The following is a 16518-nucleotide window of genomic DNA, read 5'->3' as shown; positions in this document are numbered from 1 at the left end:
CATTTTTGTAGGCCGGGTAAGGCGAAGCCGCCACCCGGCACTGTGACGCTATCAGGCAGTCAGCTTCACCGCTTCGCTGGAAAAATCATCCGCTGGCTCGAACTTAAGGTCCAGGGTGGCCAGCAGTGCGCTCGCTTTGTCGTGAAACTCTTTCAGGGTATATTCCAGGCGATCGATCACTTCCTGATCTTTAATGGTGGTGGCCTGCCAGTTACCGTCTTTATTAAACAGGCCAAACTGGTAGCTATACGTAAAGCGTTTTTCCTCTGCTTCCATTTCCATCCACCAGCCCCAGAATTCACGTTTTTCGGGTGCAGGCTTCACGTTGACGCATACAGCCAGGCAGTCGAAAAAAAAGCGATTCTCTTCACACTGCTCTTCTCGAATATACGGGCCAAGAGCCATGAACTTCTTAATCAATCTACTTTTCGGGTGTCCACTCGGTAACGTCATTGCGATCTCCTTTTGTGAAGCCACTGTTTTACCAAACCAGCGAAATTTAGCAATCTATTAACACAATCTCTGAGCGATCCAGCGCGTAATCTCTTTCAGAGCTTTATCGAAATTCTGATAGACCGGGCTGAACGGCACCTCAAGCAGTTTGCCATCCGCAGATGACGACGTGATTAAGCGCGACTCTTCTTCCGGACTGAACGGATCGTTTTTCCAGAACCCTGACAGCATCGGCGTTGGGCAGCGACGTCCCAGTAACCCTTGCGTTTTTAACGAGTAGCGATTGAGCTCCACGCGCAGCGCTTCGTCTGATGCATCATGCATGCCAAGACGGCTGGCCAGCACATCAAGGTACATTTCAGGCACGCTCCCCTGGCGGGCGGGATCGCTGAGCAGGGCGTGAACGACCGGACCAAGACAAGCGACGGCTTTCAGGCGGGAGGATTCAAGATAAGCCAGACGCACCGCGACGTTTGCGCCAAAGCGGAAGCCAAATGCCGCCACGCGGGTGTGGTCAACCCACGGGATGTTTTCCAGCGCTTTTAGCGCATGCTGGTGCAGCAGGCTGGAATCCTGAGTCAGTTTCCATTTGGAGGAGAAGCCGATTGAGGGCATATCCAGCGTCAGCATCGCGATCCCTTTTGGTGCGAAGTAGCGCTCATACAGGCTGTAATAGTCAATTTGCAGAGAGTCCAGCCCGCCGCACATCAGCACGGTCGGGAACGGACCTTCACCTTCAGGCATATGCAGGAACCCGGTGATGGATGACCCACCCGGAATGGTAAACTCGAGTTCGCGCATCTGGCCCGGCAGGCGTTGAGCCGCCTCTTCGTAAGCGCGATTCGCCAGCGCCTGTGCCTGCTCAGCCAGCTCATCACCTTTCAGATGTGGATACGCGGCAATGGCGTAGAGATTGGCCGCATGCAGCCAGTGCTTGCCGCTGCGCGTGGCATCCTCTTCCTGGGTGGCTTTTTGCTGCCAGAGCATCGCCTGTTTAGACCACTCGTAGATCCAGTTTCCCCCCGGTACCCCACCACCGTATCATAGAGTTCGCTGTCGGTGCGCTCGGCTTCACTCATCACGATACGCGCCTGAACATCAAGGATTTCACGAGGATCGATACCGCGCCAGACCCACATCAGGCGGTTAATCATACGATACCAGTGGGGCACGTTTTTACCGTCTAACGCGGACTGGACGGCAGGCTGGGTCCCCGGATTAAAGCGACGCACCAGCGTCGACGTTTCAGGGTGTTTGAAACGGGGTTTGAAAAGTGTCTCGGTGAGATTCGCCTGCGTCATTGCGTTGCCTCCATGAATACGTCATATGAAGACTATTGTAACGCGTGGCAGGCCAAAAAGAACAACGCCCGGCATAGCCGGGCGTGTAAAGTTACATACTGGTATTAACGGCCTGAAATCGGCGGTACGAAGACCACGCCCATATCCCATGGCTGTTCAATCCAGGTATCCTGCGGGATATCAATCACGTAATCGTCAACCAGCGGGCGACCAGCAGGTTTCGCGAAGATAGTGACAAAATGGGCTTTCGGATACATTTCGCGGATAGCCACCGCAGTACCACCGGTATCCACCAGGTCGTCAATAACGATGAAGCCTTCACCGTCGCCTTCCGCACGTTTCAGCACTTTCAGCTCACGCTGGTTATCATGGTCATAGCTGGAGATGCAGACGGTATCGACATGACGAATACCCAGCTCACGTGCCAGCAGCGCCCCCGGTACCAGACCGCCACGGCTGACGGCAATAATGCCTTTCCACTGTTCGGAAGGCATCAGACGCGCAGCCAGTTTGCGTGCGTGAATCTGCAACATGTCCCAGGTGACGACGTATTTTTCGCTCATGTGAAGTGTCCCAGCCTGTTTTTATACGGCTTAAAAAGTGTTCGAGGGGGAAATAGGTTGCGCGAGATTATAGAGATCTGACGCACTAAAAACCAGTGTTTAGCGCCCTCAGCCTGAGTTTTTACATGCTTTATGCTACCAGCCAGCAGAGAAAGTGGTATTCTCAGTTTCATCTCGCAAGCCTGACTTGTGGTAACTATTAACCTGCTAACCCTGTGACCTGCAACCCTGTTTGCAGCGCCTCGACAAGGAGACTTATCGTGTCTGAACTGTCTCAACTATCTCCGCAGCCGCTGTGGGATATTTTTGCCAAAATCTGCTCCATTCCACACCCTTCCTACCATGAAGAACAGCTTGCCGAACATATTATGGGCTGGGCGAAGGAAAAAGGCCTGCATGCGGAACGTGACCAGGTTGGCAACATTCTGATCCGCAAACCCGCCACCGCAGGCATGGAAAACCGTAAACCGGTTGTGCTGCAGGCGCACCTGGACATGGTGCCACAGAAGAACAACGACACCGTTCACGACTTCACCAAAGACCCGATCCAGCCGTACATCGACGGCGACTGGGTGAAAGCGCGCGGTACCACCCTGGGCGCGGATAACGGCATCGGTATGGCCTCTGCGCTGGCCGTGCTGGCTGACGACAGCGTTGAGCACGGTCCACTGGAAGTGCTGCTGACCATGACCGAAGAAGCGGGCATGGACGGGGCGTTCGGTCTGCAGGCGAACTGGCTGCAGGCGGATATCCTGATCAACACCGACTCCGAAGAAGAAGGTGAGATCTACATGGGCTGCGCGGGCGGAATTGATTTCATCTCTACCCTGCCGCTGTCACGCGAAGCGATCCCTGCCGGTTTCCAGACCTTCAAGCTGACGCTGAAAGGGCTGAAAGGCGGCCACTCCGGCGGTGATATTCATCTGGGTCTGGGCAACGCCAACAAGCTGCTGGCACGCTTCCTGGCAGGCCATGCGGCCGAGCTGGATCTGCGTCTGGTAGACTTCAACGGCGGTACCCTGCGCAACGCGATCCCACGCGAAGCCTTCGCCACAGTGGCAGTGCCAGCGGCAAAAGCCGACGAGCTGAAAAAACTCTCCACCGTGTACCTGGATATCCTGAAAAACGAACTGTCGGCGAAAGAGAAGAACCTGACAGTGGTGCTGGAATCCGTCTCCACGGATAAAACCGCGCTGACCGCGAAGTCTCGTGACACCTTCGTTCAGCTGCTGAACGCGACGCCAAACGGCGTGATCCGCAACTCTGACGTGGCAAAAGGCGTGGTGGAAACCTCACTTAACGTGGGCGTAGTAACCATGAGCGACGACAGCGCGGAGATCATCTGCCTGATCCGCTCCCTTATTGACAGTGGTAAAGAGTATGTGGTGAGCATGCTGGAATCTCTGGGCACGCTGGCGGGAGCAAAAACCTCAGCCAAAGGCAGCTACCCGGGCTGGCAGCCGGATGCAAGCTCTCCGGTGATGGCGCTGGTGCGTGAAACCTATCAGCGTCTGTTCAACAGCACGCCGAACATTCAGGTGATCCACGCGGGTCTGGAATGCGGTCTGTTCAAGAAACCGTACCCGGACATGGACATGGTATCTATCGGGCCAACCATTACCGGTCCGCACTCGCCGGATGAGCAGGTTCATATCGAAAGCGTCGGTCACTACTGGACGCTGCTGACTGAACTGCTGAAAGCGATCCCTGCTAAGTAACATCTTCATCCCAACCCTCTTCCTGTGGAATAGGGTGAAAAACCCAGGCCCGGTAAGCGTAGCGCACCGGGCTTTTTTACAATCCCAATACCAGCTGTCGCTCTAACTGCGGATCCAGCAGCGTGACGTGCAATCCCACCAGCCTCACCCCTCGCCCACCTCGTCGCTCTTCCCATGCCTTTTTTGCCGTCGCGATAAGATCGTCTTTATTCAAACGCGGCCAGACATGTTCCTGCGTGGTCTGCTGGAAATCGTTGAATTTGAGCTTGATGCCCTGACGGGCGATGAGCAGGTCCGGTTTTACCTTGCTTAAGCGTCGCTCCAGCTCCGGGTAGAGTTGTTCCGTGATAATAGATTCGCACTCGGACCAGTCATGAATATCTTCAATGAGGGTACGCTCAACGCCGACGGATTTCCGCAGCCGTTCGCTGTTCACATCGCGATCGTCAATCCCCTGGCTGCGCTCCCACAGCACGCGGCCAAACTTCCCGAAGCGCTTAAGCAGCATCGCGAGATCGCTTCGCTGTACGTCTTCGCAGGTGCGTAACCCCATGCTTTCCAGCTTTGCGGCGGAGACTTTACCGACGCCGGGAATTTTGCCGAGCGGCAGCGTTTTTAAAAATGCAGGCACCTCTTCCGGCGTAATGACGTACTGGCCGTTGGGCTTATTTAAATCCGAAGCGATTTTGGCAAGGAATTTAACGGGCGCCACACCCGCCGATGCCGTCAGATTCAGCTCGTTGAAAATCGTCTGGCGGATCTCCTGCGCCATCAGGGTGGCGGAGCCGTGGCAGTGCACGCTGTCGGTCACATCCAGATAGGCTTCGTCCAGCGACAGCGGCTCTATCAGAGAGGTATAGCGGGAGAAGATTTCCCGAATATGAAGGGAAGCCTCTTTATAGGCGTCGAACCGCCCGGGCAGAAGCGTGAGATGAGGGCAAAGCTTTAAGGCCATCGCCGTCGGCATGGCGCTTCGCACGCCAAATTTGCGCGCGGGATAGTTGGCGGTGCTGATGACACCACGCTGAACGCGGCTGCCGCCAATGGCGATGGGAATATCCCGCAGCGCCGGGTTGTCTCGCATCTCCACTGCGGCAAAAAAGCAGTCCATATCAACATGGATTATTTTGCGCATAGTAAGCCCTCACTCATCACTGGATAAGTATACAGTAAATAAATAAGGATTGAGAAGCAGATGTAAGAATGCCGGGTGGCGGCGTTGCCTTACCCGGCCTACAAAAACTTAAATAATGCGCTGCTGCTCGCGCGCCATGCGTTTTTTGCGGGCGTCGCACGGTTCCGGGCAGTCGCAGACCTTCTCCATACCAATGGAGGAAATACCGCCGCAGCTGCCCTGAATGCTTTTCCGCTTAACGATCCAGCCTAACGACATGCCGAAGATGACAAGCACAAAAACCACAAAGGTTGCCAGAAACGTCAGCATCATCAGCCTCCAAAGTCATCAAGCATGATGTTCTCATCTTCGACGCCGAGATCTTTCAGCATCTTAATCACGGCGGCGTTCATCATCGGCGGACCACACATATAGAACTCGCAGTCCTCGGGCGCCGGGTGCTGTTTGAGGTAGTTTTCATACAGCACGTTGTGGATGAACCCCGTATAGCCCGTCCAGTTATCTTCCGGCTGCGGATCGGAGAGCGCCACGTGGAAGGTAAAGTTCGGGTTTTCACGTGCCAGCTGTTCAAACTCGTCGTCGTAGAACATTTCTCGCAGCGAGCGCGCACCGTACCAGAAGCTGATTTTACGCTTGCTGCCGAGCCGCTTGAGCTGGTCAAAAATATGCGAGCGCATCGGGGCCATACCGGCACCGCCGCCGATAAAGACCATCTCCGCGTCGGTATCTTTCGCGAAGAACTCCCCGAACGGACCGGAGATAGTTACCTTATCTCCCGGCTTCAGAGACCAGATGTATGACGACATCACGCCCGGCGGCGCATCCGGCACATTCGGTGGCGGCGTGGCGATACGCACGTTGAGCATGATAATGCCCTTCTCCTCCGGGTAGTTGGCCATCGAGTAGGCGCGCAGCGTCGGCTCTTTTACCTCTGATACAAAGCGGAAGAGATTGAATTTGTCCCAGTCGGCGCGGTACGCCTGCGGAACGTCGAAGTCCGCATATGCCACGGTATGCTCAGGACACTCAATCTGAATGTATCCGCCGGCGCGGAACGGGACATCTTCCCCCTCCGGTACGCGCAGCTTCAGCTCTTTGATAAAGGTAGCTTTGTTATCATTAGAGATAACTTCACATTCCCATTTTTTGACGCCGAAAATTTCTTCCGGCAGTTCAATCTTCATGTTCTGACGCACCGCGACCTGGCAGGCCAGACGGCAGCCCTCTTTTGCCTCACGCTTAGTGATATGCGCCAGCTCGGTGGGCAGAATATCGCCACCGCCCTCTTTTACCGTCACGCGGCACTGCCCGCAGGAGCCGCCGCCGCCGCAGGCTGAGGAGACAAAAATACCGTTACCGGAGAGCGTATTGAGCAGTTTATCTCCCGCCGGCGTGCGGATCTGATTCTGCGGATCGTCGTTAATATCAATCACCACGTCGCCGGAATTCACCAGCTTCGCCCGTGCCGCCAGAATGAGTCCTGACAGCACCAGTACGATCAGCGTGAACATCACCACGCCAAGAATAATTTCCATCTGTTAGCCCTTATAGCTGCACACCGGAGAAGGACATAAAGCCCAGCGCCATCAGACCGGTGGTGATAAAGGTGATCCCTAAGCCACGCAGACCCGCAGGCACGTTGGCATATTTCATTTTCTCGCGGATCCCCGCCATGGTGACAATCGCCAGCATCCAGCCGATACCGGAGCCGAAACCGTACACCACGGATTCACTGAAGTTGTAATCACGCTGAACCATAAACGAGACGCCGCCGAAGATGGCGCAGTTCACCGCGATCAGCGGGAGGAAGATCCCCAGCGCGTTGTAGAGTGAAGGGAAGTACTTATCGAGGATCATCTCCAGGATTTGCACCAGCGCCGCGATCACCCCGATGAAGGTAATGAAGTTCAGGAAGCTGAGATCAACCCCTTCCACCAGCGCGCCATCCCGCAGCACGAAGTTGTACACCAGATTGTTAATCGGAACCGAAAGCCCCAACACAACGGTGACCGCCACGCCCAGGCCAAATGCCGTGGAGACCTTTTTAGACACAGCAAGGAACGTACACATGCCGAGGAAAAACGCGAGCGCCATGTTTTCAACAAACACCGCGCGCACAAACAAACTCAGGTAATGAGCCATCGTCGGTTACTCCTTTTCCTGCTGTTCTGGTTTCAACGTACGAATCAGCCAGATCAACAAACCGATAATGAAAAATGCGCTAGGGGCCAGCAGGAACAGGCCGTTTGGCAGATACCATCCGCCGTTTTGCACCGTGTCCAGCACCGTGATGCCAAACAGCTTGCCGCTGCCAATCAGCTCTCGCAGGAACCCCACGGTCAGCAGGATCGCGCCATAGCCCAGACCGTTGCCGATACCGTCCATAAAGCTCGCCAGCGGCGGCATTTTCATGGCGTAGGCTTCCGCACGCCCCATGACGATACAGTTGGTGATAATCAGCCCGACAAACACCGAGAGCTGTTTGGAGGTTTCATAGGCGAAGGCGCGCAGCAGCTGATCGACCACGATCACCAGCGAGGCGATGATCGCCATCTGCACGATGATCCTCACACTGTTGGGAATGTGGTGGCGGATCATCGAGATAAACATGCTGGAGAACGCCGTGACCAGCGTGACGGCCAGCGTCATCACCACCGCCGTTTCCAGCTTGGTCGTCACCGCCAGGGCTGAACAGACGCCCAGCACCTGCAGCGTGATCGGGTTATTGGCGAGCAGTGGGCCAATGAGCACCTTTTTCACTTCTTTCAGTTCACCGGTATCAGCCATTGTTCAGCGCTCCTTCACGTACGTTTTTCAAGAAAGGACCAAAGCCCAGCTCGCCCATCCAGAAATCAAAACTGTGCTGCACGCCGTTTGAGGTGAGCGTGGCGCCGGAAAGCCCGTCGACCGCGTAGTCGTCACCGGGACGTGCCGCTCCTTTCATCACCTTCAGCGCAGGCAGACCGTTATCGTCGAGCACTTTCTTGCCGACAAACTGTGCCCGCCAGTTCGGGTTTTCCACTTCGCCGCCCAGCCCCGGCGTTTCGCCCTGGTCATAATACGTAATGCCTTTAACGGTGCGGCCATCCGTATCAAGGGCTACAAAGGCATACATCATTGACCACAGGCCGTTGCCGTAGACAGGAAGCACCACTTCCTGAATGCGTTTTTGGGGGTCACGCACCAGGTAAATTTCGGCGAGATTGCTGCGGCGCTTAATTCCGGCAGGGTCTTGCGATGCCTCGAGCGTCAGGCTCATCTGCGGATCTTTCAGCGCCAGCGCCTGGTTGAAGGTTGCCGGGTCTTTATCCAGCAGCTGGCCGGTTTTTAAATCCACCAGACGCGCGGAAATACGTTCGGCAAAGACGGCCGAAACCTCATCTGCGCTCATCCCCTCCTGCATCAGCCCGGCCACGGCCAGAATGTTGCGCTGTTTATCCAGGGCACGTTGCTCCTGCTGCAGGGGTTTTAACCCCACGGCAGAACCGGCCACGACAATGGAGCAGACCAGACAGAGCACCAGCACCACCAGCAGCGTTTTGCTGATGCTGTCGTTATTTTTGACTTCAGCCACGCGCCTTCCTCCGCTTGATGTTGGCCCGCACCACCAGGTAATCGAAGAGTGGCGCAAACAGATTGGCAAACAGAATCGCCAGCATCATTCCTTCCGGATACGCCGGGTTGACCACGCGGATCAGGACACACATCGCGCCAATGAGCACGCCATAGCTCCATTTACCTTTATCGGTAAACGAGGCCGAGACGGGGTCCGTCGCCATGAACATCATGCCGAACGCGAAGCCCCCCAGCACCAGATGCCAGTACCAGGGCATGGAGAACATCGGGTTAGTGGACGAACCGATAAGGTTGAACATCGTGGCGGTCAGCACCATGCCGATCATCACGCCTGCCACAATCCGCCAGGAGGCCACGCGCCCAAACAGGATGATCGCCCCGCCAAGCAAAATCATCAGCGTCGAGACTTCACCGATAGAGCCGGGAATGTTGCCAATAAAGGCATCAAACCAGGTCACGGGCTGACCCGTCGCGTTGTTCACCAGCGTTTCGCCGCCGTGTGCCGCCCACTGTGAAAGCGGCGTCGCGCCGGAAAAACCGTCTGCCGCCGTCCAGACCAGATCGCCTGAGATTTGCGCCGGATAGGCAAAGAAGAGGAACGCACGTCCCGCCAGCGCCGGGTTGAGGAAGTTCCGCCCGGTGCCGCCGAAAATTTCTTTAGCAATGACCACGCCAAAGCTGATGCCCAGCGCCGCCTGCCAGAGCGGTAAGGTTGGCGGGACAATCAGGGCAAACAGAATCGAGGTCACGAAGAAACCTTCGTTGATCTCATGTTTACGGATGATGGCGAACAGCACTTCCCAGAAGCCACCCACGATAAATACCGTGAGGTAAATCGGCAGGAAGAACACCGCGCCCAGCGTCATCATGCTGATCCAGCCCGCGTCTGGCGCGAAGTTCACCCCTAACGACTGGGCCAGGCGGTAGTGCCAGTCAGACTGAAGCACCTGCGCCAGCTGCTGCGCATCGTACATGTGGTGCAGCGCCGGAAGGGTCTGCAAACCGACGTTGTACATCCCCCAGAACATCGCCGGGAAGACTGCAAACCACACCAGAATCATCATCCGTTTAAGATCGATGGCGTCACGAACGTGCGCCGCCCCCTTCGTCACCAGACCCGGCGTATAGAAAATGGTCGCCGTTGCTTCATACAGCGGGTAGTACTTTTTGAGCTTCCCTTCGGTAAAGTGCGGCTCCATTTTTTCAAAGAGGTGTTTTAAGCCCATCGGTTATCCTTCCTGCTCAATGCGGGTTAACACCTCGCGCAATACCGGTCCATATTCGTATTTTCCCGGACAGACATAGGTACAGAGCGCCAGATCTTCTTCGTCCAGTTCCAGGCAGCCCAGCGCCTGCGCGCTGTCGGTGTCACCGGCGAGCAGATCGCGCAACAGCATGGTCGGCAGAATATCCAGCGGCATGACGCGCTCGTAGTTGCCAATCGGGACCATGGCGCGCTCGCCACCGTGCGTAGTGGTCGAGAAGTTAAACAGCCTGTTACGCAGGAAGTGGCCCAGCGTGGTCCGGGTGACGGAGTATTTTTCCGCACCGGGCAGCACCCAGCCGAACAGCTCTTTGTCGCGTCCTTCCTGCACAATGCTGACCTGCAAATGGAAACGCCCCAGATAGGCGTGCGCCTGCACGGCCTGGCGGCCACTGAGGACCGAACCGGAAATCAGTCGGTTTTCGCCCGCTTTGGTTTCGTCGTTCAGCAGTTCATTGATATCCGCGCCAATCAGCGTTTTCACCAGACGCGGGATTACCGCCTGCGGCCCGCCGATGGCGATGACACGTTCTGCGCACAGCTCTCCGGTGGTGAAGAGCTTCCCGATGGCGATGACGTCCTGATAATTAAGGTGCCAGACCTGTTTCGCCAGGCTTACCGGCTCAAGAAAGTGGATGTGCGTTCCAACCAGACCCGCCGGATGCGGGCCCGCAAACGCATTAAACGTGACCTGCCCCTGCGGATGTCCGCCGAGCTTGCCGCCACCGGCCTGGCAAACGTGGACTTTCCCCGACGTCAGGCGGGTTAACACGGTCAGCCCGGCATCAAAGGCTTTGCGCTGCGCCAGGATAACCGGCTGCGGGTCCACGCTGAGTGGGTTAGTGTCCATTGCCGTGACGAAAATCGCGGCCGGTTCCGTGCCCGGCACAGGGGATTTGCTGAAGGGACGGGTACGAAGCGCGGTCCATAAACCGGACGCCAGAAGCTGAGCCTGTACAGCGTCACGGCTCAGCGACACGAGGTCTGCGGCATCGTAATGGGCGAATTCACGCTGTTCGTTGCCTTCAATGCGGATAACCACCGACTGCAGAACGCGTCGTTCGCCACGGTTAATCGCCACAACGGTGCCACTTGCGGGGGCCGTGAACATCACGCCGGGATTTTTTTTGTCCTCAAAGAGCGCCTGGCCTGTGATCACGCGATCGCCTTCCTGTACCAGCATAGAAGGTCGCATTCCCAGGTAATCGTCGCCCACAATGGCGACATGACGGACACGTGCGCCTGTCGAAACGTGCTGCGCGGGCACGCCTGCAATCGGCAGATCAAGTCCTTTTTTTATTTTAAACATGTGGTTAGCAGGTTTCCATGAACAACAATCCAGTGGCCGCGAAGTGTAACATTTTCCCCTTCTCGCGGGCAGGGAAACCGCCGTCGCGCGCGCCAAATTGCGAGCTAATGCGCAAAGTTCCTGGAGCCATCGCGATTTTGATGGTTTATAAAGTAAAACTAATTTGTAAACTCACCGCCCGGCTCTTGCGAAAATCTATAGCGGTGCTAATGTGAGCGCTCCTAACAGAATAATCTGATTTCGGGTCTCTTTTGCCGTCCTGGCAAGTTGGTCATGGTTTTATCAAGGAACTAGTAGTATGCGTAAAATCGCATTGTTCATTGCGATGCTTCTGATTCCGTGCATGTCGTTTGCCGGACTGCTCAGCAGTAATAGCTCAACGACGCCGGTCAGTAAGGAATATAAACAGCAGTTAATGGGATCGCCGGTTTATATTCAAATCTTCAAGGAAGAACGCACTCTCGATCTGTATGTGAAGATGGGCGAGACATATCAGCTGCTTGATAGTTACAAAATTTGTAACTACTCCGGCGGACTGGGGCCAAAACAACGTCAGGGCGACTTCAAAAGTCCGGAAGGGTTCTACAACGTTCAGCGCAGCCAGCTCAAGCCTGACAGCCGCTTCTATAAAGCCATTAACATCGGCTTCCCGAATGCCTATGACCGTGCACACGGTTATGAAGGTAAATACCTGATGATCCACGGTGCCTGCGTGTCTATCGGCTGTTATGCGATGACCGATTCCGGCATTGATGAGATCTTCCAGTTCGTGACCGGCGCGCTGGTCTTTGGGCAGCCTAGCGTACAGGTCAGCATCTATCCGTTCCGCATGACGGACGCCAACATGGCACGTCACAAGTACTCATACTACGCGGATTTCTGGCAACAGCTGAAGCCGGGTTATGACTACTTTGAGCAGACCCACAAGCCACCGGTGGTCTCTATCGTAGATGGCCGTTACGTGGTCAGCAAACCGCTGAGCCACGAAGTCGTCCATCCACAGCTGGCGTCAAATTACACGGTCCCCGAGACAAAATAGCACCCACTCGCCTGGCATAATCTTTTGCCAGGTTTCGTTGCCCGTCAGCGGCTGCGTTGCAATAACAGTGACCACATCGTTCGGTGTGGTCTCCTTCTGAAAGTCTATCTCCACATCCTGATCCAGCAGCGTCGCCACGCCAAACGGCGCACGGCGGGTGATCCAGAACAGATTCGTCGAGCAGAACGCCATCACATAGCGGCCATCAGAGAGCAGCATGTTGAACACGCCTTTTTCACGTAGCTCGGTCGCCAGCGTCGCGATGTATTTAAACACGGCAGCCATGTTGCCGGGCGTACGGGGATAGCGCTCCGTCAGCTTGTGCAGCAGCCAGCAGAAGGCTTTTTCGCTGTCGGTTTCGCCAACCGGGCGGAAATTGCCCGTTTCCAGCGACTTATAGCCCGTGAGTTGCCCATTGTGCGCATAGGTCCAGTTACGGCCCCACAGCTCGCGGGTAAACGGATGGGTATTTTCCAGCGCTACTTCGCCGCGGTTAGCCTGGCGAATGTGGGCGATCACCGAGCGGGACTTGATGGGATAGTCCTGCACCAGTTTGGCAATCGGTGAGTTAAAGCTGGGCTGTGGATCTTTGAACGTGCGACACCCTTTACCTTCGTAGAAGGTGATGCCCCAGCCGTCTTTATGCGGCCCGGTTCCTCCACCGCGCTGCACCAGCCCGGTGAAACTAAAGCAGATATCGGTTGGCACATTCGCGCTCATCCCGAGCAGTTCGCACATACATCACCTCCACAACAGCGGGGGCAGCGCCCCAATGGATATGCCCCCCGCGAAGTCTTACTTAGCCATCTCTTTTTCGATCAGCTGGATCAGGATGTGGATCACTTTGATGTGAATTTCCTGAATGCGGTCAGCATAACCGAAGTGCGGAACGCGAATTTCAACATCCGCCGTACCGTCCATCTTACCGCCATCTTTACCCGTCAGGGTGATGACTTTCATCCCTTTTTCACGCGCGGCGGCGATCGCTTTGATCACGTTACCGGAGTTGCCGGAGGTAGAAATCCCCAGCAGCACGTCGCCTTCACGGCCTACCGCTTCAACGTAGCGAGAGAAGATGTGGTCGTAACCGAAGTCGTTGCCTACGCAGGAGATGTGGCTCACGTCGGAAATCGCAATCGCCGGATAGCCCGGGCGGTTTTCGCGATAGCGACCGGTCAGCTCTTCTGCGAAGTGCATCGCGTCACAGTGAGAGCCACCGTTACCGCAGGAGAGCACTTTGCCACCCGCTTTGAAGCTGTCGGCCAGCAGGACCGCAGCGCGCTGAATAGCGTGAATATTGGCATCATCTTTCAGAAAGTTAGCCAGCGTTTCCGCCGCTTCGTTCAGTTCGTTACGAATAAGATCCTGGTACATGAGGATAATCCTTCAGTATTGATGAAATAACACAGTGGAGTGTACCGGATAGCGGGAAAAGCGAGAAGCTAAAGCCATGCGAAACGTCCGGCGTTTTGCTTTTTCGTGCCGGGTAAAACGCGAACAATGTGAACCAGGTTGTAATTATTTTGTAAACACATTGCTAAAGGAAATAACATCAACTACAACCATATCATCACAAGTGGTCAGACCTCCTACAAGCAAGGGAGCTTTTCTTTATGATGATTTTGAGCATTCTCGCAACCGTTGTTCTGCTCGGTGTGTTGTTCTATCACCGCGTAAGTTTATTCCTGAGCAGCCTGATTCTTCTGGCCTGGACGGCTGCGCTTGGCGTCGCAGGTCTCTGGAATATCTGGCTTTTAGTCCCTCTTGCCATCATCCTTCTGCCGTTTAACTTTGCCCCGATGCGTAAATCAATGATCTCTGCACCGGTGTTCAAAGGCTTCCGCAAAGTGATGCCGCCAATGTCGCGCACTGAAAAAGAGGCGATTGATGCGGGCACCACCTGGTGGGAAGGCGATCTGTTCCAGGGCAACCCGGACTGGAAAAAGCTGCATAACTACCCGCAGCCGCGTCTGACCGCGGAAGAACAGGCGTTTATTGACGGCCCGGTGGAAGAAGCCTGCCGTATGGCGAACGACTTTGCTATCACCCATGAAATGGCCGATCTGCCGCCAGAACTGTGGGCGTACCTGAAAGAGCATCGCTTCTTCGCGATGATCATTAAGAAAGAGTACGGCGGTCTGGAGTTCTCCGCTTACGCTCAGGCTCGCGTGCTGCAAAAGCTGGCAGGCGTTTCCGGGATCCTGGCGATTACCGTTGGCGTGCCTAATTCCTTAGGCCCGGGCGAACTGCTGCAGCATTACGGTACGGAAGAGCAAAAAGATCACTACCTGCCGCGTCTGGCACGTGGTCAGGAAATCCCTTGCTTCGCGCTGACCAGCCCGGAAGCAGGCTCCGATGCGGGCGCGATTCCGGATACCGGCGTGGTCTGCATGGGCGAGTGGCAGGGCGAGCAGGTGCTGGGCATGCGCCTGACCTGGAACAAGCGTTATATCACACTGGCCCCTATCGCCACCGTGCTGGGTCTGGCCTTTAAGCTCTCTGATCCGGAAAGACTGCTGGGCGGCGAAGAAGATCTGGGCATTACCTGTGCACTGATCCCAACCTCTACCCCAGGCGTCGAGATTGGTCGTCGTCACTTCCCGCTGAACGTGCCGTTCCAGAACGGTCCAACCCGCGGCCAGGATATCTTTGTGCCGATTGACTACATCATCGGCGGTCCGAAAATGGCCGGTCAGGGCTGGCGTATGCTGGTGGAATGTCTGTCGGTGGGCCGCGGCATTACCCTGCCGTCGAACTCAACCGGCGGTCTGAAGTCGGTGGCGATGGGGATTGGTGCCTACGCGCACATCCGCCGTCAGTTCAAAATCTCCATCGGCAAGATGGAAGGTATCGAAGAGCCGCTGGCGCGTATCGCGGGCAACGCCTACGTGATGGACGCCGCCGCCACACTGATTACCTACGGCATTATGTTGGGCGAAAAACCGGCCGTACTGTCCGCTATTGTGAAGTACCACTGTACCCACCGCGCGCAGCAGTCAATCATTGACGCGATGGATATTGCAGGCGGTAAAGGCATTATGCTCGGCGAAGGCAACTTCCTGGCGCGCGGCTATCAGGGCGCACCGATTGCTATCACCGTGGAAGGGGCAAACATCCTGACCCGCAGCATGATGATCTTCGGTCAGGGCGCAATTCGCTGCCATCCATACGTGCTGGAAGAGATGGCCGCTGCGCAGAACAACGACGTGGATGCCTTCGATAAGCTGCTGTTCAAACATATCGGTCACGTGGGCAGCAACAAGGTGCGCAGCTTCTGGCTGGGCCTGACGCGCGGCCTTACCAGCGCCACGCCGACCGGCGATGCAACTAAACGTTATTATCAGCATCTGAACCGTCTGAGCGCCAACCTGGCCCTGCTGTCTGACGTTTCCATGGCGGTACTGGGCGGCAGCCTGAAGCGTCGCGAACGTATCTCTGCCCGTCTGGGCGATGTGCTGAGCCAGATCTTCCTGGCCTCTGCGGTCCTGAAACGTTACGACGATGAAGGCCGTCAGGAAGCGGATCTGCCGCTGGTGCACTGGGGCGTGCAGGATGCGTTGTATCAGGCTGAACAGGCGATTGACGATCTGCTGGCAAACTTCCCGAACCGCTTCGTGGCAGGCGCCCTGCGCGCAGTGATCTTCCCGACCGGTCGTCACCATCTGGCGCCGTCCGACAAGCTGGACCACAAAGTGGCGAAGATCCTGCAGGTTCCGAGCGCAACCCGCTCCCGCATCGGTCGCGGTCAGTATCTGGCGCCGACGCCGCATAACCCGGTGGGTCTGCTGGAAGAAGCGCTGCTGGACGTGATGGCCGCCGATCCGATTCACCAGAAGATCTGTAAACAGCTGGGCAAAAACCTGCCGTTTACCCGTCTGGACGAACTGGCAAAACAGGCGCTGGCCGGTGGCATTATCAGCAAAGATGAGGCTGCTCTGCTGGTGAAAGCCGAAGAGAGCCGTCTGCGCAGCATTAACGTGGATGATTTCGAACCGGATGAGCTGGCGACGCAGCCGGTAAAGCTGCCGGAGAAGCACCGCAAACCTGAAGCGGCATAACGCGTTTCGCTTATACAAACCCCGCCTCGCGCGGGGTTTTTTATTGCCACATTTTCTCGTTATGTCGTGCTACAGTGTCAAAAAGTGGTCGTTTGAGGAGTC

General features: G+C 56.0%; 15 protein-coding genes and 1 pseudogene. 3 read left to right on the top strand and 13 right to left on the bottom strand.

The genetic code is table 11. From position 1 onward, the window contains the following. Positions 1-51: 51 nt before the first annotated feature. From crl to gpt, 3 genes and pseudogenes are all read right to left on the bottom strand, one after another. On the bottom strand, positions 52-453 hold the full coding sequence (gene crl / locus ACMGGU_RS02535; protein ID WP_008500249.1) for a sigma factor-binding protein Crl: 402 nt from the start codon (positions 451-453) through the stop codon (positions 52-54). A 57-nt stretch (positions 454-510) separates the two neighbouring features. Then, positions 511-1754, bottom strand: a pseudogene (frsA, locus tag ACMGGU_RS02530) (esterase FrsA). Between the two features lie 104 nt (positions 1755-1858). Next, positions 1859-2317: a xanthine phosphoribosyltransferase gene (gene gpt, locus ACMGGU_RS02525; protein WP_003863205.1), complete on the bottom strand. Its 459-nt coding sequence runs from the start codon at positions 2315-2317 to the stop codon at positions 1859-1861. 260 nt (positions 2318-2577) lie between these two features. Between gpt and pepD the strand changes: the two genes are divergently transcribed. After that, complete coding sequence (gene pepD / locus ACMGGU_RS02520) at positions 2578-4035, top strand: cytosol nonspecific dipeptidase (RefSeq protein WP_262781163.1); 1458 nt, start codon at positions 2578-2580, stop codon at positions 4033-4035. A gap of 76 nt (positions 4036-4111) precedes the next feature. On the opposite strand, the gene dinB is transcribed toward pepD, so the two are convergent. The 8 genes from dinB to ACMGGU_RS02480 form a co-directional block, all read right to left on the bottom strand. Then, positions 4112-5170: a DNA polymerase IV gene (gene dinB / locus ACMGGU_RS02515; RefSeq protein WP_048029970.1), complete on the bottom strand. Its 1059-nt coding sequence runs from the start codon at positions 5168-5170 to the stop codon at positions 4112-4114. Positions 5171-5278: 108 nt separating this feature from the next. Further along, positions 5279-5482: a (Na+)-NQR maturation NqrM gene (gene nqrM / locus ACMGGU_RS02510; protein WP_023615899.1), complete on the bottom strand. Its 204-nt coding sequence runs from the start codon at positions 5480-5482 to the stop codon at positions 5279-5281. Continuing rightward, positions 5482-6705, bottom strand: coding sequence for an NADH:ubiquinone reductase (Na(+)-transporting) subunit F (gene nqrF / locus ACMGGU_RS02505; protein ID WP_032646969.1), 1224 nt, complete (start codon positions 6703-6705; stop codon positions 5482-5484). The genes nqrM and nqrF overlap by 1 nt, the downstream gene beginning before the upstream one ends. Before the next feature lie 10 nt (positions 6706-6715). Then, on the bottom strand, positions 6716-7312 hold the full coding sequence (nqrE, locus tag ACMGGU_RS02500; protein ID WP_023334613.1) for an NADH:ubiquinone reductase (Na(+)-transporting) subunit E: 597 nt from the start codon (positions 7310-7312) through the stop codon (positions 6716-6718). Between the two features lie 6 nt (positions 7313-7318). Further along, positions 7319-7957 carry an NADH:ubiquinone reductase (Na(+)-transporting) subunit D gene (locus ACMGGU_RS02495; RefSeq protein ID WP_024909466.1) on the bottom strand — a complete coding sequence of 213 codons (639 nt, stop codon included), beginning with the start codon at positions 7955-7957 and terminating at the stop codon, positions 7319-7321. Then, the gene (locus ACMGGU_RS02490) at positions 7950-8744 is read right to left on the bottom strand and encodes a Na(+)-translocating NADH-quinone reductase subunit C (protein ID WP_045909847.1); all 795 of its coding nucleotides are present in this window, start codon (positions 8742-8744) and stop codon (positions 7950-7952) included. The genes ACMGGU_RS02495 and ACMGGU_RS02490 overlap by 8 nt, the downstream gene beginning before the upstream one ends. Beyond that, entirely contained in the window at positions 8737-9972 is a 1236-nt protein-coding gene (locus ACMGGU_RS02485; RefSeq protein WP_167214380.1) for an NADH:ubiquinone reductase (Na(+)-transporting) subunit B, read from the bottom strand. The genes ACMGGU_RS02490 and ACMGGU_RS02485 overlap by 8 nt, the downstream gene beginning before the upstream one ends. Before the next feature lie 3 nt (positions 9973-9975). After that, positions 9976-11319 (bottom strand): Na(+)-translocating NADH-quinone reductase subunit A, encoded by a 1344-nt coding sequence (locus ACMGGU_RS02480; protein WP_252077510.1) that lies wholly within the window; start codon positions 11317-11319, stop codon positions 9976-9978. A gap of 298 nt (positions 11320-11617) precedes the next feature. On the opposite strand from ACMGGU_RS02480, the gene dpaA reads away from it, so the two are divergent. After that, on the top strand, positions 11618-12358 hold the full coding sequence (dpaA, locus tag ACMGGU_RS02475; protein WP_045909850.1) for a peptidoglycan meso-diaminopimelic acid protein amidase: 741 nt from the start codon (positions 11618-11620) through the stop codon (positions 12356-12358). Here dpaA and ACMGGU_RS02470 read toward each other — a convergent pair. Further along, positions 12329-13096: a class II glutamine amidotransferase gene (locus ACMGGU_RS02470; protein WP_008500262.1), complete on the bottom strand. Its 768-nt coding sequence runs from the start codon at positions 13094-13096 to the stop codon at positions 12329-12331. The two genes, dpaA and ACMGGU_RS02470, sit on opposite strands and share 30 nt — an antisense overlap. A gap of 57 nt (positions 13097-13153) precedes the next feature. Beyond that, a complete protein-coding gene (lpcA, locus tag ACMGGU_RS02465; protein ID WP_021242877.1) occupies positions 13154-13732 on the bottom strand; it encodes a D-sedoheptulose 7-phosphate isomerase in 579 nt (192 codons plus the stop codon). 239 nt (positions 13733-13971) lie between these two features. On the opposite strand from lpcA, the gene fadE reads away from it, so the two are divergent. Then, complete coding sequence (gene fadE, locus ACMGGU_RS02460) at positions 13972-16416, top strand: acyl-CoA dehydrogenase FadE (protein ID WP_045909851.1); 2445 nt, start codon at positions 13972-13974, stop codon at positions 16414-16416. Positions 16417-16518 lie beyond the last annotated feature (102 nt).

The sequence above is a fragment of the Enterobacter sp. BNK-8 genome (assembly GCF_048685095.1).
Lineage (GTDB): Bacteria > Pseudomonadota > Gammaproteobacteria > Enterobacterales > Enterobacteriaceae > Enterobacter > Enterobacter quasiroggenkampii.
This window is presented reverse-complemented; position numbering and strand designations above follow the sequence as displayed.